This is a genomic window from Floricoccus penangensis (genome assembly GCF_001832885.1).
GTDB classification, from domain to species: Bacteria; Bacillota; Bacilli; order Lactobacillales; family Streptococcaceae; genus Floricoccus; species Floricoccus penangensis.
Genome location: NZ_MKIQ01000026.1, coordinates 34,088 through 56,151, shown reverse-complemented (window position 1 = coordinate 56,151; position 22,064 = coordinate 34,088). Strand labels below are relative to the sequence as shown.

Below are 22,064 nucleotides of genomic sequence, written 5' to 3'. Positions count from 1 at the left end.
CCTTTTTTCTAATATCAAAATAGAATAGATACAAAAAAAGCCATTCCAAGAATGACTTTCTCATATTTATTATGTAAATCTTAAAGTTGTTTGTTGTAGAATTCTACGACAAGTGCTTCGTTGATTTCTGGGTTGATTTCATCACGTTCTGGTAAACGTTCTAAAGTTCCAGTTAATTTGTCAGCATCGAATGATACGAATGCTGGACGTCCAAGAGTAGCTTCAACAGCTTCAAGGATTGCAGGTACTTTTTGAGATTTTTCACGAACGCTGATAACATCACCTGGTTGTACGCGGTATGATGGGATATCAACACGTTTACCGTTAACTAGGATATGACCGTGGTTTACGAATTGACGTGCTTGTGGACGTGTAGTTGCAAGACCTAGACGGTACACAATGTTATCAAGACGTTGTTCAAGAAGAACCATGAAGTTGAAACCAAGTGTTCCTTCTTTAACTTTGCTTGCTTGTACGAATAAGTTACGGAATTGACGTTCAGTTAATCCGTAAGAAAAACGTAGTTTTTGTTTTTCAGCTAATTGTAAACCGTATTCTGAAAGCTTGCTACGGTTGTTTGGTCCATGTTGACCAGGTACATAGTTACGACGTGCGATTTCTTTACCAGTTCCTGAAAGAGATACACCTAAACGGCGAGAAAGTTTCCAAGATGGTCCTGTATAACGTGACATGTATGTCATCCTCCAAATTTTTATTTAGTCATATTGACTATTAATATTAGAAGAAACAATGTTTTAGTAATCCCAGGTTCGTGCAATACATTTTCACCTTCACAGCTTTGGTTACTTTATTAACCAAATGTATTGTTGACGAGTTCCTTGATTACTTGCTGCACTATTTCAACTTTACTAGTTTATCAAATTTATTCTTCTTCGTCAACTACTTCTACTACATCAATCTCAACAACCTCTTCAATTGGATCAGGTTGATCGGCATAGTGGATTAAAATATTTTCAGTAAGAATATCAGAGTAGCTATAGCTTGCTCTTTCTTTAGGTTTTCTGTCTTGATCATAAACAATTATAAACAAAGAATCATAGACCTCACTTAAAGTACCTTCACGTCTATTTTCTCTCTTACGTCCATATTGACTAGTAATTCCGACTACTTGACCCTCATGATTTCTGACGTCTTCCTTGATTTTCTTCATTTTTTCTACATCTTCAAATGCTTGTGACATATATTCCTACTTTCTTATCTATTATTCTTCCATAAATGAAAGGTTTACAAATTTATTAAATTCTTTAATAAAAGCTAGTTTAACTGTTCCACGCGCACCACTACGGTTTTTTTCAATGATAACTTCAACAGTATTATCTTCTTCAACCTCTTCGCCATCTTCTCCCTCACGTGCATAATAATCATCACGATATAGAAAGGCTACTATATCTGCATCCTGCTCAATTGATCCAGATTCACGGATATCTGAAAGCACAGGACGCTTATCTTGTCTTTGCTCAACTCCACGTGAAAGCTGACTAAGTGCAATAACTGGAACTTTTAACTCTTTTGCCAAAATCTTAAGCTGTCTTGAGATTTCAGAAACTTCTTGTTGTCTATTCTCTCTTCCAGTACCTGAAATAAGTTGAAGGTAATCAATAAGGATTAAACCAAGATTTCCTGTTTCTTGCGCTAATTTTCTCGAACGAGCACGAATTTCAGTAATTTTTATACCCGGTGTATCATCGATATATATTCCAGCATTAGATAGAACTCCCACAGCCATTGTTAGACTATCCCACTCTTCTTTGCTTAAATTACCTGTACGCAAATTATAGGATTCAATTCGTCCCTCAGCTGCAATCATACGGTTAACTAAACTTTCGGCACCCATTTCCAGTGAAAAAATAGCTACTGATTTATCTAATTTTGTACCGATATTTTGAGCAATGTTTAGGGCAAAGGCTGTTTTACCAACCGCAGGTCTTGCTGCTAAAATTATTAACTCTTCTTCATGTAATCCTGTAGTTAAATCATCTAAGGCTGTATAACCCGTTGCAATACCAGTTATACGTTCACTTTGCTGACTTAATCTATCAATTTCTTCAAAGTTTGCATCCAAAACATCTGATATTTTTTTAAATCCTGAGCGGTTTTTCTTTTCAGCTACATCTACTAGACCTTTTTCAGCTTCACTTAAAATATTATCAGCACTATCATCTTGAGCGTATGCTTTTTCAACACTTGCTGTTAAATTATTAATCAAATTTCGTAAAAGCGATTTTTCTCCTACGATTTTTGCATAGTAGGCCGCATTAGTACTAGTTGGAACAATACTTGCAAGCTCAGCGATGTAAGAAATTCCTCCGATGCTCTCAAGATCACCTTGACTTTCAAGAGCACTTCTGACAGTTAAAACATCAATTGGTTCTTTATCATCAGATAATTTAATCATTGTAGAGAAAATTATTCGATGGGCAGACTTATAGAAATCTGGTGTGTCAATAAATTCTCTGACCTCTATCAACCTATCGGCATCCAGAAAAATTGCCCCCAAGACGGCCTGTTCAGCCTCAATGTCTTGTGGTGGGGCTTTTATTATATCAATTTCAGCCATTAAGCTTCTCCGACATGTACTCTAACTACTGCAGTTACATCTCTATGTAATTTTACAGGTACTTTGGTTACACCTAATGATTTAATTGGACTATCAAGTTGAATTTTATGTTTATCTAATTTAACATCATACTGGGCATTCAAAGCATCTGCAATTTTTTTAGAATTAATTGCTCCAAATAGTCGCCCATCTTGACCAACTTTTTCTTTCAATTCAACTACTGTATTTTCTTTTTCAAGAACTTCTTTTAAAGAATTAGCTTCAGCAAGAACTTCTGCATCTAATTTAGCTTGAGCTTTTTTTTGCCCGTTAAGTTCGCTAACTGCTGCATTAGTAGCTTCTTTAGCAAGATTCTTTTTGATTAGAAAATTTTGTGCGTAACCAGTTGGTACTTCCTTTACTTCACCTTTCTTTCCTTTACCTTTTACGTCTGCTAAAAATATTACTTTCATGTCTATCTCCTTTTTATCATTTAAACTTATCACTAGAGTGATATATTTTTATTTACTTAAAAACTATGGACAACATCATTTTTGAAGATACACTTTTAGTACTTAATCTACATTTTCCTGTGCTTCTTCTACAGGCTTCTCATCATTGAGCACAGCAATAAGTTCTGCCTTAACTTCTTCGATTGATTTTTCGTAAACTTGGGCTGCGGCATTATTAAAATGACCTCCCCCTCCAAATGCTGTCATAACTTTTTGAACGTTATTATCACCACGACTACGAGCTGAAATAGCTACATAGCCATTTTTGTGATAAGCAATACCAAAAGCCATCTTTATATTCGCCATATCAGCTAGTGTTTCAGCTGCTATAGCAGTTTTCACGCTGTCATATTTTTTATCTGGATCGCCACAAGCAATTACAACATTATTTTCAATAAATTCTGCATTGAGAATAATTTCATTCACTGCCTTATAGTCATTGAAGTCTGTGGCGAGCATATTTTTAACAAGATTACTATCAGCACCTTGCCCACGTAAGAAACTTGCAGCTTCAAATGTTCGACTAGTCGCTCCTTTACTGAAGCTCTTAGTATCAACAGAAATTCCTGCAAGGGTTACACTCGCTTCTACCCCATTCATTTTCTTAGAGTTGCTGGTTTGATACTGAAGAAGTTCGGTTGCAAGCTCACTTGCACTACTTGCACCACTCTCAATATAACTTAACATGGCATGATTTGGAAAATCCTCGTCACGTCTATGATGGTCAATGACCACAACCTTATCAAAAGCCTTATAAAATTCTTCATTAAGAGTTATTTTAGTCTTTGAATGGTCAACCATGATTAAAAGTGAATTATCACGTCTTATTGCCTTGGCCCTATTGGTTGTAATTATATATTTTTTTCCATCATCAGCTTCATCAAGTTTGGCAATTGCTCTTTGCACATCAGGTAAAAGCTGTTTTTTGTCGTATACGACATATGCTTCTTTACCAGCTAAATTAGCAAAAAGTCTCATAGCAACGCTTGCACCTAAGGCGTCCATATCAGGGAATTTATGACCTACTACGAAAACATTTTCGCTCTCTGAGATGATAGTATTAAGGGCAGTTGCAATGGCACGCGCCCTTGTTCTTGAACGTTGTGAGCGGCTGGCAGAATTTCCACCAAAATAAAGAATTTGAGCTGAGTCAACATTTTCTTTAACAACTACTTGGTCACCACCACGAACTAAAGCAAGTTCAAGATTATTAAGTGCTGTTTTTCCAATTGATTGAAAATCATCAATCCCATATCCAACACCTATACTATAAGTTAAAGACACATTTCTTTCTTCAGCTTTTTTCTTGAATTCTTCTGTGAAAGAAAATTTATCTTGCATTAGTTTTTCAAGCGTTTGATAGTCAGTGAAGAAATAATATCTGTCACTTGAAACACGACGAGTAAAAACTTTGTACTTAGAAGAAAAAGAATCAATTGAATTAGTGATTATACTATTAATTGCTGTACGTTCACTTTCAGAAATTAAGTCAGTTGCTTCATCATAGTTATCAACAGATAAGGCTCCAATTACTGCTCTACTATTTGCCATCAAGTGTTTGGCATCAAACTCTCCACTAGCATCAAGAAGGTAAAGCAGATGTTTTTCCTTGTCTTGTCTTATTGAGTACTGCTTGCTTTCCAAGGTAACATATCTACTTGTACCACCTTCAACTTGTTCAACTATTTTTTTTACCTGTTCACTAGTTATATTTTTATCAGTTTCACCAAAAATCAAATCAACATATGGATTAAACCATTCAATTTCATATGTTTCTGGTTTATATCTGATAACCCCTATCGGCATTTTTTCCAAAGTTGAACTTAATGAATTTTCTGCCTGTTCATTAGCATTTCTAATGAAATCAACGGTATGGTCTTCATAACTTTTCTTTTGATAAAGAATAATAAATAAGACTGCTAGATTTAAAAAGAAAAGAATTATCATCGAATTTATACGTGATTCCGATTCGCGAACCACTATACACTCAACGAGGAAGAGAATACCCATAAGTATAGAAATCGTCATTGACGATAGTCTGTAAAAACGTTTCATATTTACACTCCTGTCCGTGCTATTTTACCATATTTTCCTTATAAAATAAAGTCGGTTAAAGCTTTGCTAAGGATATGGCTTGCAAAGAAAAAGAAGAAACCGAAGTCTCTTCTAAACATAACTATTATCTTCTATTTCTTCCTTCAAGATATACCATAAGAATACTAATATCAGCTGGATTTACACCACTAATACGGCTAGCTTGACCAATAGTCTCCGGATTAATTTTCTTGAATTTTTGACGTGCTTCTGTAGCAATAGAGTCAATTGCATCCCAATCAATATTAGCAGGAATTTTCTTAGCCTCTAAACGATGCATCTTTTCAACTTGATCCATTGCTTTCTTGATATAACCTTCATACTTGATTTCAATTTCTAATTGCTCAATTATCTTATCATCAAGCTCTTCTGGAGCTTCATCAATAAAATTAAGTAGATCATTATATTTAATTTCAGGTCTTCTTAAAAATTCAGCAGCAGTCATTGCATCCTTAAGTGGTTTGTAACCATACTCCTGAATCTTAGCATTTGTTTCAGCCACAGGTTTTAGCTTAAGCGTTTCAAGACGCTTCATTTCATTTTGGAACTTATACTGTTTAATTTCATAAGTATCCCAACGTTCATCATCAACAAGCCCAATTTCACGGCCGATTGGAGTTAATCTTACGTCAGCATTGTCATGACGAAGGATTAAACGATATTCAGCACGACTAGTCAACAAACGATAAGGTTCCAAAGTCCCTTTTGTTACCAAGTCATCAATCATAACACCAATATAGGCATCACTACGTTTTAAAATAAGTTCTGGTTTACCTTGTACCTTCAGTGCGGCGTTAATACCTGCAACAATCCCTTGACCACCTGCTTCTTCATAGCCAGAAGTACCATTAGTTTGTCCAGCAGTAAATAGTCCTGACACGAGCTTAGTTTCAAGGGTTGGGCGAAGTTGATGAGGTAAGACAACATCATACTCAATCGCATAACCCGAACGCATCATCTCCACATTTTCAAGCCCTGGGATTGAACGAAGTAAATCAAACTGAACATCCTCAGGTAGACTTGTTGATAGACCTTGTACATATACTTCTTCTGTATTACGCCCTTCTGGTTCCAAGAATAGTTGGTGGCGTGGTTTGTCAGCAAAACGCACAATTTTGTCCTCAATTGAAGGGCAATAACGTGGACCTACACCCTTTACAATACCTGAAAACATTGGCGCACGGTAAAGATTATCTTGAATAATTTTATGGCTATTTTCACTTGTATAAGTTAACCAACATGGGATTTGATCCTTAAGATAGTCTGCATCTTTAGACAAGTAGCTAAAGTGGTTAGGTGTTTCATCACCTGGTTGAATCTCAGTCTTATCATAGTCGATTGACGAAGCCTTCACACGTGGTGGTGTACCAGTCTTAAAACGTCCAATTTCAAAACCTAGATCACGCAAATTATCTGCTAAAGTCACTGAGGCAAGAGAATTATTCGGACCAGAAGAGTATTTCAACTCTCCGATTATGATTTCTCCACGTAGAGCAGTACCTGTTGTGATGACAACTGCCTTGGCAGAATAATATGTGCCTGTTGCAGTCTTAACTCCAATAACCTTATCATCCTCCACTAAAATTTCATCAACCATGGCTTGGCGAAGAGTAAGATTATCTTGTCTTTCTATAGTATGTTTCATTTCTTCAGAATAAAGATCTTTATCTGCTTGGGCACGAAGGGCACGAACAGCAGGACCTTTACCAGTATTGAGCATCTTCATTTGGATGTAAGTCTTGTCAATATTTCGACCCATTTCCCCACCAAGTGCATCAATTTCACGAACTACCACACCTTTTGCTGATCCACCAATTGAGGGATTACAAGGCATGAAAGCTAGCATATTTAAATTTATTGTTAGTAAAAGAGTTTTTGAACCCATTCTAGCAGAAGCAAGGGCCGCTTCACAGCCAGCATGACCTGCCCCAACTACAATTACATCAAATTCTTCTTGAAATTTATAAGTCATTTCATCTCCATTTTTATAGTTGCTTTAAAATAGAAGTACCTGCATTTTATTACGCTGTCGATTACACTTAAATAAGCAAGCTTATTAGTGTAAATCGCAAGACGAGGCGACTAATCGCTGATAGAACTATAGTTCATCAAGATAAGGCCTTACTCTTCATTACAGTGTCCATAAAACTAATACAAATAAATTTGTAAGTTTTAATGGCAACGAAGTATTAAACTATTTTCAAGTGACTAGACAATTTAAAAGCCAAAGTAAGGGACCATGCACGCACCAAAAAAGCATACATAATCCAGTACTTTGACTACTGTTTTATTTATAGATATTTTATATCAAATTTAATAACTGGTCAAGTTTATTGATACTGCATGACTTCACCATCTTTATAAGCATGGTCAATCAAACCACCCCCAAGGCATTCTTCCCCATCATAGAAAACAACTGCTTGACCAGGAGTAATTGCACGTACTGGTTCATCAAATTCAACAACTGCCTTGTCTCCATCAACTTTAACCTTAATCTTTGTATCAGGTTGACGGTAGCGGAACTTAGCAGTACATTCAAGTTCAAACTTCTCAGGCATTTCTTTTGTAAAGCTTAGTTGACTAGCATCTAAACTTGTTGAGTAAAGATGTTCATTGTGGAATCCTTGACCTACATATAATGTATTTGTTGCTAAATCTTTACCAACTACAAACCAAGGCTCATTATCTCCACCATGTTGGCCTCCAATACCAAGACCGCCACGTTGACCAATTGTGTAGTACATAAGACCTGTATGTTCACCCATATCACGTCCATCAAGAGTCACCATTCTACCCTTTTGTGCTGGTAGATAGTTACCCAAGAATTCTTTGAAATTCTTTTCACCGATAAAGCAGATACCTGTAGAGTCTTTTTTCTTAGCAGTCGCAAGTCCTGCTTCTTCAGCAATTCTTCTTACCTCAGGTTTTTCCAAGTGACCTAGAGGGAACATAGTTTTTGCAAGTTGTTCTTGTGACAGTTGGCTTAGGAAGTATGTTTGGTCCTTATTGTTATCAGCACCACGTAACATACGTACAGTTCCATCTTCATCACGACTTACTTGCGCATAATGACCTGTTGCTACATAATCTGCTCCAAGTTCCATTGCATAATCAAGGAAGGCTTTGAACTTAATTTCCTTATTACACATAACATCTGGATTTGGCGTTCTACCAGCTCTGTATTCTGCTAAGAAATATTCAAAGACACGGTCCCAATATTCTTTTTCAAAGTTTACAGTATAGTAAGGAATACCGATTTGGTCAGCTACTGCTGCCACATCTTTATAGTCTTCCGTTGCTGTACATACACCAAATTCATCCGTATCATCCCAGTTTTTCATGAAGATTCCGATTACGTCATAGCCTTGTTCCTTAAGCATCAAAGCTGTAACAGACGAATCAACACCTCCACTCATACCGACAACAACACGAGTTTTTGAATTGTCCATTTTACACCATCTTTCTCGTAAGTGAGATTAAAGGTCTCCTTACCATTAATATATTCGCTTTGCATTTGAAGGTGCAAGCTTACATATTATAACAAAAAAGCGAATTTAGTAAAATAAGAGAGTTTACAAAAGTAGAGCATACGCCTTCCAATACGTTTACAATTAGGTTAAAAGAATGTAAACTAACTCTATAGTTAATTAAAGGAGATATACTCATATGAAAAACTATTTTTTTGATTTAGATGGAACAATTATAAACAGTGAACCTGGAATAAAAAATGCCTTTAGATATACATTTGATAAGTTAGGAATGGAAACACCTGATGATGCTACCTTGACCTCTTTCATCGGTCCAAGTTTAGAGGCAACTTTTAATAAACTTGGAGACTCGGAATTTGCAGAACTTGCTGTCAAAACATACCGTGAATACTATGGTAAGCAAGGGATGTTCGAAGCTGAAGTTTATCCGCAAATCTTGGAAACAATGAAAATGCTTCGCCAAGCTGGAAAAAAAGTTTATGTTGCAACCAGTAAAAATGAACCTGTAGCTATTAAGACATTCGAGGCTTTTAAAATGAATGACTTTGTGGATGGAATTACTGGAAGTGGTGAGGGTAAATTTACTAAAACCTTGGTTCTAGCTGAGGCCATGAAAAATGCTGGCGCAAGTAAAGAAGACAGTGTCATGATTGGCGATAGAAGTTATGATATTGTGGGTGGTCAAGAAAATAATGTCAAGACTGTCGGTGTGCTTTATGGTTTTGGTGACCATGAGGAGCTTAAGACTGCCGGCGCGGACTTTATCATTGAAAATCCGAAAGAATTATTGGAGTTATTTTAAGTAATGAAAAACGTAAAATTTAAAAGTGTATTTGATATCATTGGCCCCGTCATGGTTGGACCTAGCTCTTCTCACACCGCTGGCGCTGTAAGAATCGGCCGAATTGTAAGATCGATCATTGGAACAACTCCAAAAGAGGTGGAAATTCATCTTTACCAAAGTTTTGCCAAGACCTACAAAGGGCACGGTACTGATATTGCACTTGTGGCTGGACTTTTGGGGATGGATACCGATAACAAACGCATTCCCGAATCTTTAAAAATTGCTCACGAGCAAGGTATGGAAGTCTCTTGGGTAATCGACCGCGAAGGTAAAACAAGTCATCCTAATACTGCGAAAATTGTAATTCATAATGATAATTCAACTACGTCAATTACTGGAATTTCTATTGGTGGGGGAAACATCCAAGTTACAGAGCTAAATGGATTTGACATTGCCCTAAGCATGAATACTCCTACATTAATCATTGTAAATGAAGATGTCCCAGGAGTTGTAGCAAATATCACTGATCTTCTTTCGAAAAAGAAAATTAATATTGCACAGATGAACCTAACTCGTGAGAGTGCTGGAGAAAAGGCAATCGTAATTATTGAACTTGATTCACAGGATATTGGAGATGTTGTGGAAGCCATTAGAAACCTACCACATATACTAAATGTCAACTTTTTCAACTAGGAGAGATAATGTTTTATTCAATAGAAGAGCTTGTCGACCAAGCTAATACAAATCACAATGGCAATATTGCTGAGCTAATGATTGCTACTGAGATAGAGATAACTGGTCGAACAAGAGAAGAAATAATATCAATGATGGAATATAACCTTGAGGTTATGATGAATTCTGTCGTTGACGGCTTAACTGCTACAAAATCAGCCACTGGACTTACTGGTGGAGATGCTCTAAAAATGGACAACTATATAAAATCAGGTAAAGGATTATCAGATTCTACTATTTTAAGTGCAGTTCGAAATGCTATGGCTGTTAATGAACTTAATGCCAAGATGGGACTTGTTTGTGCAACTCCTACCGCTGGTTCTGCTGGTTGTGTTCCTGCTGTACTTGAATCTGCTAGTAATAAGCTTGATTTAAGTCATGAGCAACAAATAGATTTTCTTTTTACTGCAGGAGCCTTTGGGCTTGTCATTGCTAACAATGCATCAATTAGTGGTGCAGAAGGTGGTTGTCAAGCTGAAGTTGGTTCAGCAAGCGCAATGGCTGCTGCTGCTCTTGTTCAAGCTGCAGGTGGAACTGCCTTTCAAGCTTCCCAAGCAGTTGCTTTTGTCATTAAAAATTTACTGGGATTAATTTGTGACCCAGTTGCAGGACTTGTCGAAGTTCCATGTGTTAAAAGAAACGCTATGGGTGCAAGTTTTGCTTTTGTTGCAGCCGATATGGCACTAGCTGGAATTGAGTCTAAAATTCCGACAGATGAAGTTATCCAAGCAATGTACCAAGTTGGGACTGCTATGCCTTCAGCTTTTCGAGAAACAGCAGAGGGTGGTCTTGCTAAGACTCCTACCGGTGAACGTTTGATGGAAGAGATTTTCGGCTCTGATAAGTAGGAGATACAAACTATTATGGAAAATAATCTGGAAAAGTTAATTAAAGATATTTGGGATGATTTTGATACTCTTTATCCTGAATATAAGGAATATCCACGCTCTGTCTGGGCCTTTGGTGGATTACCTGATGAGCTCGTAAAACTTGTTGTTGAGGGTAAGAAGTGGGCAACTTCTAGCTACCATCCAGCTTACCCATATGAAAAAGACAAGCTTCCAACTAATAAAGATGTTAACTTGATTACTGATGGTGCTGGGAAACCGATAGTTATAGCTATAAATACTGATGTAATTATTCAGCCTTATAAGGAAATAGATGAAAAAATCGCCCACGCTGAAGGCGAAGGTGATTTATCATTAAATTATTGGCGTTCAGTCCATCAAGCATTTTTTGAAAATATAGCGCGTGAGATGGGAACTAAGTTCTCAGAAGATGATTTAGTTGTAACTGAATATTTTAAAGTTTTAAAAGTCTTGTAAATCAAGGCTTTTTTATTTTCCAGAAGATATCTAAGTTTTTTTTATTTATTCTATCTATAATTTTGAGTATTAATTAACAAATTTTGTTATAATAAAATCATGAAAAAAGTAAAAGAATTTATTAGAGAAAACAAGTATTCACTACCTGCTAGTTTCTTCATTCCAGCTATTATTATGATTATAATATACGCTACATTTGGAGTATCATGGGGTGGTGAAAAAACTGTACTTGCTAGTGATGCTTATCACCAGTACGTCAACGCACATGTCCTATACAGAAACTTAATGCATAACGGAAAGGGGTTTTTATATACATTTACAAGTGGTCTAGGACTCAATATCAAAGCGTTTGCCTCGTACTACATGGGTTCATTCTTCATGCCTTTAACCTATTTTTTTAGTGTTAAAAATATGCCTGATGCAATGTATCTCTTCACTATATTGAAATTCGGTTGTATGGGACTTGCTGGTTTTGTAAGTTTCAAAAATATGTACAAATCTCTATCCCAATGGCTTATTCTTGCTATGTCAACATCCTATGCTTTAATGAGTTTCCCAACAGCACAAAGTGAACTTATTACCTGGCTTGATGCCTTCATTCTATTCCCATTAATCCTTTGGGGTCTACATAGCCTTATGGATAATGGTAAGAAGACTTTATATTTTGTTACTCTTTCAATTTTGTTCATTCAAAATTATTATTTTGGTTATATGTTAGCAATTTTCTTGCTTCTTTATTTCATAGCTCGAACAACTTTTGATACGGATAAAAATAAAATATTAAGAAATACACGTGACTTTATTGTTACCTCAGCACTTGCTGGTCTAACTTCTATGTTCACGATAATTCCTGCTTATCTTGATTTAAAAACAAACGGTGAGGAACTTACAAAAGTTTCAAAATTATTTACTGAAAAAAGTTGGTTTTTTGATTTATTCTCAAAAAACTTTGTAGGTTCTTTCGATACTACAAAATACGGATCAGTTCCAATTATATATGTTGGTATCTTCCCATTAATTCTTGCAATTTTATTCTTCTTTACTAAATCAGTAGGTCTATGGACTAAAATTTCTTATGGAGCTGTTGCTGTATTTATAATAGCTAGTTTTTACTTCCAAAAACTTGATTTATTTTGGCAAGGAATGCACGCCCCTAATATGTTCCTCCATCGCTATAGTTTCGTATTCTCATTGCTAATCATTATTTTAGCTTTAGAAACCTTGAAACGAATCAAAGAAATAGATACACGTTGGATAATTGATTCAGGTATAATTGTCTTCCTAGGATACATGTTTGTAATTTCCAGTGGTCGATACCCATATGTGAAAACAATTAACGTATTATTAAGTATCTTCTTTTTACTTGCTTATATAATTTTTTTACTTGCACGTAAGAAGAAATTAGTACCTAATAGTTATCTACTTTTAATAGCATCGCTCTTTGTAGTTGCTGAAATAGGGATTAACGCTTACTATCAAATCAATGGGCTTAAAAATGAATGGGTCTATGCATCACGTGAAAACTATGACAACGCTACTAAAAAATTACTTCCAATTGCTGACAAAGTACGTTCTGATGAGTTTTACCGTATGGATAACTTAGAACCTGATACAGCTAATGATGGTATGAAATTTGATTATAACGCACTTGCTCAATTTTCAAGTGTTAGAAACCGTAAATCAAGTAGCACCTTAAGTAAACTAGGTTTCCGTTCTGACGGTACAAATTTAAATCTACGATATCCAAATAATACTTTAATCGGTGATGGTCTATTTGCAATCAAATACAATATTACCAATAACGCTCAGCCAGCTAAATTTGGATTCAATAATACAGATCTTGAAAATCTAAAGGAAAACACCATCGTAACGAGCCCAGCAATTATCGTTAAAGAGGGATATAACGATATTACCTTTGATGACAATAATCTAACCGAAAATCAAACAAACTTTTTAAATAAACTTTCAGGCGAGAAACTTGAGTACTTCACTCAAATTTATAAAAACAATGAAACTATTAGCGGAAATGTGTCATCTGACGATAAGCGAGTAACACTTCGCAAACAAGAAGGCAAAGAAGAATTGTCATTTACTTATGGAATCACTGCTCCTGCAAAATCTCAACTTTATATTCGTGTTCCAAATATTTCAATTGATGGAGATGTTTCAAAAGATGTTACTATATCTTGCAACGATAAAAGCTATACATTTAACGCTAATGATACTGGAAGCTACTTCAACTTAGGTTATTATGAAACACCTACAGATGTTGAATTTAAATTAAAAGCTGTAAACAATGACAACATTAGCTTCGATAAAACCCAACTTTTAGCACTGAATGTTGAAAATTATAAAAAAGCTATTGATAAGATAAATGAAAATCCTACACAAGTGAAGACTGAAAAGAACGGTGCTAAAATTACATATGACAGTAAGGTGGCAGGTGATATATTCGTTACCGTTCCTTATGACAAAGGTTGGTCAGCCAAACTTGACGGTAAAAAAGTAGATATCAAGCAAGCACAAACTGGATTTATGAAAATCAAGACAGAAGCAGGTAAACATACTATAACTATGAAATTTGCTCCTAGAGGATATAAACTTGGATGGCTCTGCTTAATTTCAGGAATCGCATTATTTATAGTATATAATGGTCGTAGCTTTTTAGTGAAAAAAGATGGAGAAAATTCACAAAAAAATTCTACACCAGTACCAAAAAGAAAAGTTCCTATTAAAAAGGAAACTGATTCAAAATCTATAACTAAAGAAAAAGATAATAAAAAAGGAAGCTGGTTTATTTAACCACTTTCTTTTTAACAACTTATAGTTGATTAAAATAGAAGCACCTTCGTTTTACTACGTTGTCTATTATACTTAAATAAGTAAGCTTATTAGTATAAATCGCAACGATGTATTCTATTTTTAAGTAACTATATAATCAATAAGGAGCTTTTATGGATACTAGTTCGCAGTCTCAAATTATGAAAAAAAATAGAGACAATACCCCAATTATTTATGATAATTTTTGGATTAGAAATGGAATTTTCCTCTTTCTATCAATCTTATTTATTCTTCCACTCTTGTTAACTAATTCTTATTTTCCACAATCTGATGACGGAGCTCATATTCCAAGAATGTATGAGATTGCTCAAGGTATGAAGGTTGGTCATTTTTTTCCAGATGTTTCAGCATATACTTTTAGACAGGACGGAAATGGAATTCACTTTTTTTACCCGAATTCTTTCTCCTTTATTTATGCATTGTTTATTAATTTAACAGGAAAAATTGTAACTGGTCTATATTTTGGACATATTATTTTACTATTCGTAACACAGATAGTCGCATACTACTCTGCAAAGATTTTTACCAAAAATACCTTAAAATCTTTTGTATTTGCGATACTCTGGGCATTCTCGCTTTATAACTTTGGTAATTTTTTAAATCGTGGTGCTTCTCCTTCCTCCTTTGCCTACGCTTTCTTTCCACTAGCACTACTAGGCATATACGAACTATTTTTAGGGGATAATAAAAAATGGTGGCTTGCTAGTATTGGTTTTAGTTTAGTACTACTTAATCATCTTGTTACTTCATTTACTCTTGTTATTTTCGGGATTGTCCTTTTTGCATTAAGTATTTACTGGAAAAAATTTACAAAGGAACGTTTAATTTCAAGTGTTCTTTTTGCAGTTTCTGCATTTCTATTGACTTGTAGCTTCTTAATCCCATTTGCAATTCAAATGACTAATGTAGATATTTTAGGTGCAGATAAAAGAAATATGCAGGCTTTAGCTGCTTCAATTTATAGGATACTTAACATTAGTCTCGACAATGATCTTACTAACCCAAGTTTCGGATTTAATTTCGGTATTGTATTGTGCATAGCATATATTATATTTGGGATACTACTATTCACCAGTGAACAGGTAAAATCAAATACTAAACTAAAAAAATACTTCTTCCTATCATTAGGGTTTATTATCTTAGTAAGTAATTTATTCCCTTGGATTTGGTTTCAGAATACCCCTCTATCAGTAATTCAATTTCCAGATAGGTTTATGCCATTTACAGAGATTTTTATACTAATTTTTGTAATTGAATTTCTATTCCAATTTGAATTTCGAAATATCCCTCAATTTAGGACACTATTCTTATTACTTTTTACTATAGGTAGTTTTTTGACTGTATTAAATTATAAAGCAGACAATCTAACTATAGTTGAGGGAACAAAGGAGTTCAGAAAAGTTCGAAGCCAATTACCCAATGAATTTTCTGACAAAAATATAAAAGAAATGGCCAAAAGGTCAAACTTTGGTGGAAATGATTATATTTCTGAGAAACAGATGACGTATACTGTTAATGATACGAAAAATGTTAGACCAAGTACCAATGTTTTTGAACAAGGAATCATATCTGCAAGTACAAGTGGTTTAGATGAAAAGGTCGCATATATTGATGGTGAAAAATCACAAATCATGTTATATAATCAAGATTATACATTCATGGTAAATAATTTACCAAATGGAGATCACACAGTAAGATTACCTATGACTTGGTACAAAGGTTTTGAGGCCACTGACAATAATGGGACTAAACTAGAGTTACAAAAAGATGATGATGGATATGTCGTAGTTAATACAAAAGGACAACCACAAATCAAGGTTCAATATATTAAGTCTGCAGCTGAAAAAATGGGAATTTGTATCTCGATTTTATCATGGATACTCACTATTGCTACAGTAGGATTCATGTATTTCAGGAACAAGACTCAACTCGTAAAAGATGACGAAGTTTAACAAAAAAACAATTGGTAGATTTTACCAATTGTTTTTTCTAATCATGAACACAGTTACATTCAACCTTTGTTTCAACCGTCTTGTGGTCTAAAACATCTTTAAGCATTTGAATATCTTCTTGCGTAAAATCGCTTCTTCTAATAAGTTCAGCGATAGCAGATGCTCTTTGTTTTGTACAAATTTTATCAGCAAACTCATCTGCCATTTCACGCGCTGCTTCACATTCAGACATTTTAGCTGAATAAACGTATTTTCTACCATCACGTTCTGTACTCAACATATCTTTCTTTACAAGTCTACCAAGCAAGGTCTTTATTGTGGCTAGTTGCCAACCATGCTTAGGATCAATTTTATTTGCAATGTCATCGACCGTTACATTCCCATCAGTCCAAACAATTCGCATAACATCCCATTCAGCATCACTAATTGCCTTAATCATGAAAACCTCCTCATATGTTATTATATTCATAGTTTACATTTGTAAATATTCTTTGTCAAGTTTTCAGTCCCTACTTCCTTGTGAAAAATATTTATAAATTTACCCTTATTTACTTTTATTTCCACCTTTGAAAGTTTATAATATACATTAAATAAATTAAAAAATTCGAGGTATGTATGCGCGCCAATAAAACTATTTTTGCCCACCGTGGTTTACCACTTTTAGCACCTGAAAATACTCTTGCCGGCTTTAATTTAATGCAAGACTATAATATTGAATGGTTTGAAACTGACGTTACTTCAACAAGAGATGGGAAACTAGTTATTATCCATGATGATTTCTTGGAAAGAACTACAAGTTCAGCGGGTGAAGTTGCCCGAACTGACTACGATCTTATGAAGGACACTGATACTGGTAGTTGGTTTTCTCCTGAATTTGAAGGTCAAAAACTTCCTACAATTGACGATTTGGTTGAGTTTGTTAATAAGACTAAATTGAATTTAAATTTAGAGTTAAAAGGAATCACTGGCCCTCATGGAAATGACCTTGCAAATGATCTTGTTGTACAATTAAAAGAAAAACTTTCCCAGATTGACCCGAGTGTTAAGATTTTAATCTCAAGTTTTAATTCAATTCTTTTAGCTAAAATGCATAATATAGCACCTGAACATGAATACGCAATTCTATTTGAACAACATACCTTATATCCAGATTGGCAATTAATTGCTGATGCATGTGGTGCAACAACTGTCCATCTCGAAAATGATCGACTAACTCGTGAAATGATTGACGAAATCCAAAAACGAGGCTACAAGATTAATGTTTGGACTGTTAATGAAGCTGATCGAGCTAACGAACTATTTAATTGGGGTGTCGATGGTATTTTTACAGACCGTGCAGACTACTTTACTGGAAAAAGAAAATAATTTTCAAAAACCTGATAAATATTTATTAGGTTTTTCTTATATCTAAATTTTTTCATCAAAAAAGACCATGAAAATTCATGATCTCTTTATCATTAGTTAGCTACTACATTTACAAGTTTACCAGGTACTGCAATAACTTTTCTTACTGTTTTTCCTTCGATATTTCCTTTGATTTCATCATTTGAAAGAGCAAATTCTTCTAGTTGTTCACGAGTCATATCCTTATGTACAACAGCTTTAGCTTTCACTTTACCGTTAACTTGAAGAACAATTTCAACTTCGTTTTCAACTAGTTTACTTTCATCATAAGTTGGCCATGCAACGTACGAAATTCCACCATCTTCACCGAGCTTTTGCCAAAGCTCTTCAGCAATATGTGGCGCAATTGGCGCAAGTAGTTGAACAAACCCTTTGGCATATTCAATATAAAAATTATCTACTTTATTTGCCGCATTAACGAAGATCATCATTTGACTAATAGCAGTATTAAACTTCATTGATTGAAGATGGTCTGTCACTAATTTAACAGTTTCATTATAAACTTTATCAAGTTTACCATCATTTGTACTCACAATTTTATCACTTAGGGTACCATCTTCATTTGTATAAAGACGCCATACACGATCTAAGAATTTACGTGCTCCATCAAGTCCATCCTCTGACCAAGCAATACTTGCATCAAGAGGACCCATAAACATTTCATAAAGCCTTAGTGTATCTGCACCATATTCATTAACTACATCATCAGGATTTATTACATTTTTTAGTGATTTAGACATCTTGGCAGGGCCTTGTTCAAGTTCTTCACCTGTTTCAATATTGAAAAACTTATCATCACGTTTCTCAACCTTGTCAGTTGCCACAAGTGCACCACGTGAATCACGATAACTTGTCCCAAGGATCATTCCTTGATTATAAAGTTTTTGGAACGGTTCTTTTGTTGGCACAACACCAATATCATAAAGGAATTTATGCCAGAAACGTGCATAAAGGAGATGAAGAACAGCATGTTCTGCTCCACCCACATAGATATCTACTGGAAGCCATGTTTTTAGCTTATCGAAATCAGCAAGTGCTTTATCATTATGTGGATCAATATAACGTAGATAGTACCAACTTGATCCTGCCCACTGTGGCATTGTGTTAGTTTCACGACGTCCTTTGCGTCCATTTTCGTCAACTACATTAACCCATTCTGTAATGTTAGCAAGTGGACTTTCTCCTGTACCAGAAGGTTTTATGTCATCAGTTTTTGGTAAAACAAGTGGGAGTTGATCTACTGGAATAGCAGTTGTTTCTCCATCTTCCCAATGAATGATTGGAATTGGTTCACCCCAATAACGTTGACGACTGAACAGCCAGTCGCGAAGGCGATAAGTAACTTTTTTACTACCTACACCATTTTCTTCCAACCAACTATTAACTTTTTCTATGGCATCAGATTTATCTAAACCATTAAGAAATTCAGAGTTGATGTGTGCTCCATCTTCTGTGTAGGCTTCTTCTTCAACATTCCCACCTTCAAGTACTGGAATAATCTCAAGGTCAAATTGTTTTGCAAATTCCCAGTCACGAGTATCATGAGCAGGAACAGCCATAATAGCACCAGTTCCATAGCTTGCAAGAACATAGTCAGCTACCCAAATTGGAATTTCCTTACCATTTATTGGATTGATAGCATAAGCACCTGTAAAGACTCCTGTCTTTTCTTTAGCGAGGTCAGTACGGGCTAAATCTGATTTAAGTGAAGCTTGACGCTTATATTCTGCAACTGCATCGGCTTGATCAGGAGTTACAATTTTATCAACTAGTGGATGCTCTGGAGCAAGCACTGTATAAGTTGCACCAAACAGAGTATCAGGACGTGTTGTAAAGACTGTGAATTCTTCATCACTATCTGCCACTTTAAAGTTCACATCTGCACCAACGGATTTTCCAATCCAATTTCGTTGCATTTCTTTGATTGATTCTGGCCAATCAAGTTCATCTAAATCATCAAGTAGACGTTCAGCATAAGCTGTAATCTTAAGCATCCATTGGCGCATTGGTTTACGAACTACTGGATAACCACCACGCTCACTCGTACCATCAGGGAGTACTTCTTCATTAGCAATTGCAGTTCCAAGTTCTTCAACCCAGTTTACTGGTACTTCTGCTTCATAAGCTAGACCATGTTCATAGAGCTTAGTAAAAATCCATTGAGTCCATTTATAATAGTTTGGATCCGTTGTATTAACTTCACGATCCCAGTCATACGAAAATCCAAGAGAGTTAATTTGATCTTTAAAAGTATTGATGTTTTCTTGTGTAAAGATTGCTGGATCATTACCAGTATCAATAGCATATTGTTCAGCTGGTAAACCAAACGCATCCCATCCCATAGGGTGAAGCACATTATAACCTTGGGCACGTTTAAAGCGACTTAAAATATCTGTAGCTGTATATCCTTCTGGATGACCTACGTGAAGTCCTGCACCTGAAGGATAAGGAAACATATCTAAAGCATAGAATTTAGGTTTAGAAGGATCTTCACCTGTCTTAAATGTATCATTTTCTGCCCAATATTTTTGCCATTTTTTTTCTATTTCTTGATGGTTGTAATTCATATCCAATCCTCTCAAATAAGTTTAGTATTCTAATTTTAGCACAATTGAAAATATTTTTCAGTATTTCTAAAGTATTATGTAATATTTAGTGCTTTTTATTTTTAAATAAAAAACAATACGATACATATGCTCATACTGTTTAATCTTATAATTTATATACTAAAACTAATAATTATTAGTACTAGCAATATTCCTTTAAAATATTCAAAAGTTCAATTTTTAATTTCTCTTCTAAAATACCTTTACTTTCAAGAGCAAAATAGATTGCAGCTAAAAACTTTTCATAGGCAAAGCTCCCAATATGTCGTCTTCCTTCAGCTATGGGAAATTCACGATTAACAACTAGCTGAGATAACTTTTCTTGGCTAATTTTATTTTCAAGTATTGCTTCAACAAATGGATATGCTAGGCGAGCCTCCTCTTTTTCAGACAAACTGTATTCTAGCTTCTTAAAAATATCAATCACTATTTCAAAGGCTTCGAGTATAGACTCCTGATTAGTATCTGGATGTTTTATCACTTGTCCCAAATAATCTCCTGCATGAGCCAATCCGTGAACCCAACCATATTTTGTATCAAAATCCGTAAAATCTTTTTCCTCTTTTAAATAATTTAGGACTGAATTTAAATAGTAATTTCTCTCACTTTCGGTCATAAATTTATGATAAGAAGAATTAGAATCACCATCGACTCTGACTAAAAATCCATACAATAAGGCAGCGAAAGTTCTAGTTACCGTATAGGGTAATCCTTTTTGAATATTATAAAATAAAATATCTTCTTCTTTTGCTGACTTAGCTAAAAACTTCACTTGTTCTAGTGTAAACTTTTCTTCGACTAAACCACTTGCTAAACTTATAAAAACGAGAGAATCACGAATTTCCGGATTCTCGTCTCCAATATGTTCATATAAACATTGAACTTCTAAGTTGGTATAATCAGAATCACTTCTTTCTAATTTATCAAATAGTATCTTCACAATTTCTTCCATGTGAATTCCCCCTTAATTACTTCAATTTTAAGATTAATCAATTGTATACTTAACATGTCCAAAAACTGGATATAGAAAATCTTTAGTCTTTTGAATTTCTACTATCATCTCTCCAGCCTCGTCCCTTTTTGAAGCATTTCCAGCCTTAAGAGTGTATTTTGATGGTTCGTAGACATGACCATTGATTGTAAAATGCAATACTTTCCCATCACTTGATAGATAATATTGTAATGTTCCTGCAAATAATTCACTACCATGCGCGTAAGATACATGTTTGATATCCTTTATAACGCGTGAACTCCCCTCTTCTTCTTCAACATAGAACAAGATAGTTCCCCAATCTTGTTGATTGTTTTTTTGCTCAGTAGTGTTTTCTATGCTTTCGTACCTATAAAGAGAGTATATCTCCTTATCCCCTGATGGTAAGCCTTTTGGAAAAAGAATTGCCGTAGCTTCTTCCTCGCTAATCTCATCGAATTGGGCACATAGTGCTATAAGTGTTTCCTTATTTAATTTACCAGATCTTGAAATTTCATCGTTCGATAAATATTTGTTAAATGGTTTTTCATAATTACCTATATCGCTCGACTCTCCCTTACGACCGAAAGCGAAAAAAGAGCCTAGAAAGATAACAAATAATACTATCCATATTCTCCAATACCACTTTTTCATCACATAGTCCTCGTCATTCTTTTACAAAACACTACAAATATTATATATATAAATTTAAAATAATTATAAAACTATAATTTTATTCTTTATATAATTATATCATAAGTTCTCGAAATTAAATAAGTGTCTATTTTTTTGTTACAAA

At 34.8% G+C, this 22,064-nt stretch carries 18 protein-coding genes; 7 read left to right on the top strand and 11 right to left on the bottom strand.

The annotated features are described in order from the left end of the window. Positions 1-80: 80 nt before the first annotated feature. From rpsD to mnmA, 7 genes are all read right to left on the bottom strand, one after another. The gene (rpsD, locus tag BG262_RS04165; RefSeq protein ID WP_070787624.1) at positions 81-692 is read right to left on the bottom strand and encodes a 30S ribosomal protein S4; all 612 of its coding nucleotides are present in this window, start codon (positions 690-692) and stop codon (positions 81-83) included. A 191-nt stretch (positions 693-883) separates the two neighbouring features. Next, positions 884-1,201 (bottom strand): Veg family protein, encoded by a 318-nt coding sequence (locus tag BG262_RS04160; protein ID WP_070787623.1) that lies wholly within the window; start codon positions 1,199-1,201, stop codon positions 884-886. 21 nt (positions 1,202-1,222) lie between these two features. Then, positions 1,223-2,578 (bottom strand): replicative DNA helicase, encoded by a 1,356-nt coding sequence (gene dnaB / locus BG262_RS04155; RefSeq protein WP_070787622.1) that lies wholly within the window; start codon positions 2,576-2,578, stop codon positions 1,223-1,225. Continuing rightward, complete coding sequence (gene rplI / locus BG262_RS04150) at positions 2,578-3,030, bottom strand: 50S ribosomal protein L9 (protein ID WP_070787621.1); 453 nt, start codon at positions 3,028-3,030, stop codon at positions 2,578-2,580. Before rplI ends, dnaB begins: the two co-directional genes overlap by 1 nt. Positions 3,031-3,132: 102 nt before the next feature. Continuing rightward, complete coding sequence (locus BG262_RS04145; RefSeq protein ID WP_070787620.1) at positions 3,133-5,124, bottom strand: GGDEF domain-containing protein; 1,992 nt, start codon at positions 5,122-5,124, stop codon at positions 3,133-3,135. 124 nt (positions 5,125-5,248) lie between these two features. Beyond that, positions 5,249-7,135, bottom strand: coding sequence for a tRNA uridine-5-carboxymethylaminomethyl(34) synthesis enzyme MnmG (gene mnmG / locus BG262_RS04140; protein WP_070787619.1), 1,887 nt, complete (start codon positions 7,133-7,135; stop codon positions 5,249-5,251). A 358-nt stretch (positions 7,136-7,493) separates the two neighbouring features. After that, the gene (gene mnmA, locus BG262_RS04135) at positions 7,494-8,612 is read right to left on the bottom strand and encodes a tRNA 2-thiouridine(34) synthase MnmA (protein ID WP_070787618.1); all 1,119 of its coding nucleotides are present in this window, start codon (positions 8,610-8,612) and stop codon (positions 7,494-7,496) included. Between the two features lie 217 nt (positions 8,613-8,829). Between mnmA and BG262_RS04130 the strand changes: the two genes are divergently transcribed. The 6 genes from BG262_RS04130 to BG262_RS04105 all read left to right on the top strand — a co-directional run bounded on the left by BG262_RS04130 (position 8,830) and on the right by BG262_RS04105 (position 16,285). Beyond that, positions 8,830-9,453 carry an HAD hydrolase-like protein gene (locus BG262_RS04130; protein WP_070787617.1) on the top strand — a complete coding sequence of 208 codons (624 nt, stop codon included), beginning with the start codon at positions 8,830-8,832 and terminating at the stop codon, positions 9,451-9,453. Between the two features lie 3 nt (positions 9,454-9,456). After that, positions 9,457-10,128: an L-serine ammonia-lyase, iron-sulfur-dependent subunit beta gene (sdaAB, locus tag BG262_RS04125; RefSeq protein WP_070787616.1), complete on the top strand. Its 672-nt coding sequence runs from the start codon at positions 9,457-9,459 to the stop codon at positions 10,126-10,128. An 8-nt stretch (positions 10,129-10,136) separates the two neighbouring features. Continuing rightward, positions 10,137-11,015 carry an L-serine ammonia-lyase, iron-sulfur-dependent, subunit alpha gene (gene sdaAA / locus BG262_RS04120; protein ID WP_070787615.1) on the top strand — a complete coding sequence of 293 codons (879 nt, stop codon included), beginning with the start codon at positions 10,137-10,139 and terminating at the stop codon, positions 11,013-11,015. A 15-nt stretch (positions 11,016-11,030) separates the two neighbouring features. Further along, entirely contained in the window at positions 11,031-11,492 is a 462-nt protein-coding gene (locus BG262_RS04115) for an ASCH domain-containing protein (protein WP_070787614.1), read from the top strand. Between the two features lie 99 nt (positions 11,493-11,591). Beyond that, positions 11,592-14,294 (top strand): YfhO family protein, encoded by a 2,703-nt coding sequence (locus BG262_RS04110; protein WP_070787613.1) that lies wholly within the window; start codon positions 11,592-11,594, stop codon positions 14,292-14,294. A 152-nt stretch (positions 14,295-14,446) separates the two neighbouring features. Then, positions 14,447-16,285, top strand: coding sequence for a 6-pyruvoyl-tetrahydropterin synthase-related protein (locus BG262_RS04105; RefSeq protein ID WP_070787612.1), 1,839 nt, complete (start codon positions 14,447-14,449; stop codon positions 16,283-16,285). A gap of 37 nt (positions 16,286-16,322) precedes the next feature. Here BG262_RS04105 and BG262_RS04100 read toward each other — a convergent pair whose 3' ends face one another. Continuing rightward, positions 16,323-16,724, bottom strand: coding sequence for a CopY/TcrY family copper transport repressor (locus BG262_RS04100; RefSeq protein ID WP_158006641.1), 402 nt, complete (start codon positions 16,722-16,724; stop codon positions 16,323-16,325). 176 nt (positions 16,725-16,900) lie between these two features. Here BG262_RS04100 and BG262_RS04095 point away from each other — a divergent pair, with 176 nt between their 5' ends. After that, entirely contained in the window at positions 16,901-17,650 is a 750-nt protein-coding gene (locus BG262_RS04095) for a glycerophosphodiester phosphodiesterase family protein (RefSeq protein ID WP_070787610.1), read from the top strand. Between the two features lie 92 nt (positions 17,651-17,742). Here BG262_RS04095 and leuS read toward each other — a convergent pair whose 3' ends face one another. The 3 genes from leuS to BG262_RS04080 form a co-directional block, all read right to left on the bottom strand. Continuing rightward, positions 17,743-20,256, bottom strand: a complete 2,514-nt coding sequence (leuS, locus tag BG262_RS04090; RefSeq protein ID WP_070787609.1) for a leucine--tRNA ligase — start codon at positions 20,254-20,256, stop codon at positions 17,743-17,745. Between the two features lie 181 nt (positions 20,257-20,437). Further along, complete coding sequence (locus BG262_RS04085; protein ID WP_070787608.1) at positions 20,438-21,247, bottom strand: DUF2785 domain-containing protein; 810 nt, start codon at positions 21,245-21,247, stop codon at positions 20,438-20,440. Between the two features lie 33 nt (positions 21,248-21,280). Next, positions 21,281-21,919, bottom strand: coding sequence for a hypothetical protein (locus BG262_RS04080; RefSeq protein ID WP_070787607.1), 639 nt, complete (start codon positions 21,917-21,919; stop codon positions 21,281-21,283). Between the last annotated feature and the right edge of the window lie 145 nt (positions 21,920-22,064).

Coding starts and splice junctions, on each gene's coding strand:
- rpsD (WP_070787624.1), bottom strand. CDS start 692: ATGTCACGTTATACAGGACCATCTTGGAAACTTTCTCGCCGTTTAGGT.
- BG262_RS04160 (WP_070787623.1), bottom strand. CDS start 1,201: ATGTCACAAGCATTTGAAGATGTAGAAAAAATGAAGAAAATCAAGGAA.
- dnaB (WP_070787622.1), bottom strand. CDS start 2,578: ATGGCTGAAATTGATATAATAAAAGCCCCACCACAAGACATTGAGGCT.
- rplI (WP_070787621.1), bottom strand. CDS start 3,030: ATGAAAGTAATATTTTTAGCAGACGTAAAAGGTAAAGGAAAGAAAGGT.
- BG262_RS04145 (WP_070787620.1), bottom strand. CDS start 5,124: ATGAAACGTTTTTACAGACTATCGTCAATGACGATTTCTATACTTATG.
- mnmG (WP_070787619.1), bottom strand. CDS start 7,135: ATGACTTATAAATTTCAAGAAGAATTTGATGTAATTGTAGTTGGGGCA.
- mnmA (WP_070787618.1), bottom strand. CDS start 8,612: ATGGACAATTCAAAAACTCGTGTTGTTGTCGGTATGAGTGGAGGTGTT.
- BG262_RS04130 (WP_070787617.1), top strand. CDS start 8,830: ATGAAAAACTATTTTTTTGATTTAGATGGAACAATTATAAACAGTGAA.
- sdaAB (WP_070787616.1), top strand. CDS start 9,457: ATGAAAAACGTAAAATTTAAAAGTGTATTTGATATCATTGGCCCCGTC.
- sdaAA (WP_070787615.1), top strand. CDS start 10,137: ATGTTTTATTCAATAGAAGAGCTTGTCGACCAAGCTAATACAAATCAC.
- BG262_RS04115 (WP_070787614.1), top strand. CDS start 11,031: ATGGAAAATAATCTGGAAAAGTTAATTAAAGATATTTGGGATGATTTT.
- BG262_RS04110 (WP_070787613.1), top strand. CDS start 11,592: ATGAAAAAAGTAAAAGAATTTATTAGAGAAAACAAGTATTCACTACCT.
- BG262_RS04105 (WP_070787612.1), top strand. CDS start 14,447: ATGGATACTAGTTCGCAGTCTCAAATTATGAAAAAAAATAGAGACAAT.
- BG262_RS04100 (WP_158006641.1), bottom strand. CDS start 16,724: ATGATTAAGGCAATTAGTGATGCTGAATGGGATGTTATGCGAATTGTT.
- BG262_RS04095 (WP_070787610.1), top strand. CDS start 16,901: ATGCGCGCCAATAAAACTATTTTTGCCCACCGTGGTTTACCACTTTTA.
- leuS (WP_070787609.1), bottom strand. CDS start 20,256: ATGAATTACAACCATCAAGAAATAGAAAAAAAATGGCAAAAATATTGG.
- BG262_RS04085 (WP_070787608.1), bottom strand. CDS start 21,247: ATGGAAGAAATTGTGAAGATACTATTTGATAAATTAGAAAGAAGTGAT.
- BG262_RS04080 (WP_070787607.1), bottom strand. CDS start 21,919: ATGAAAAAGTGGTATTGGAGAATATGGATAGTATTATTTGTTATCTTT.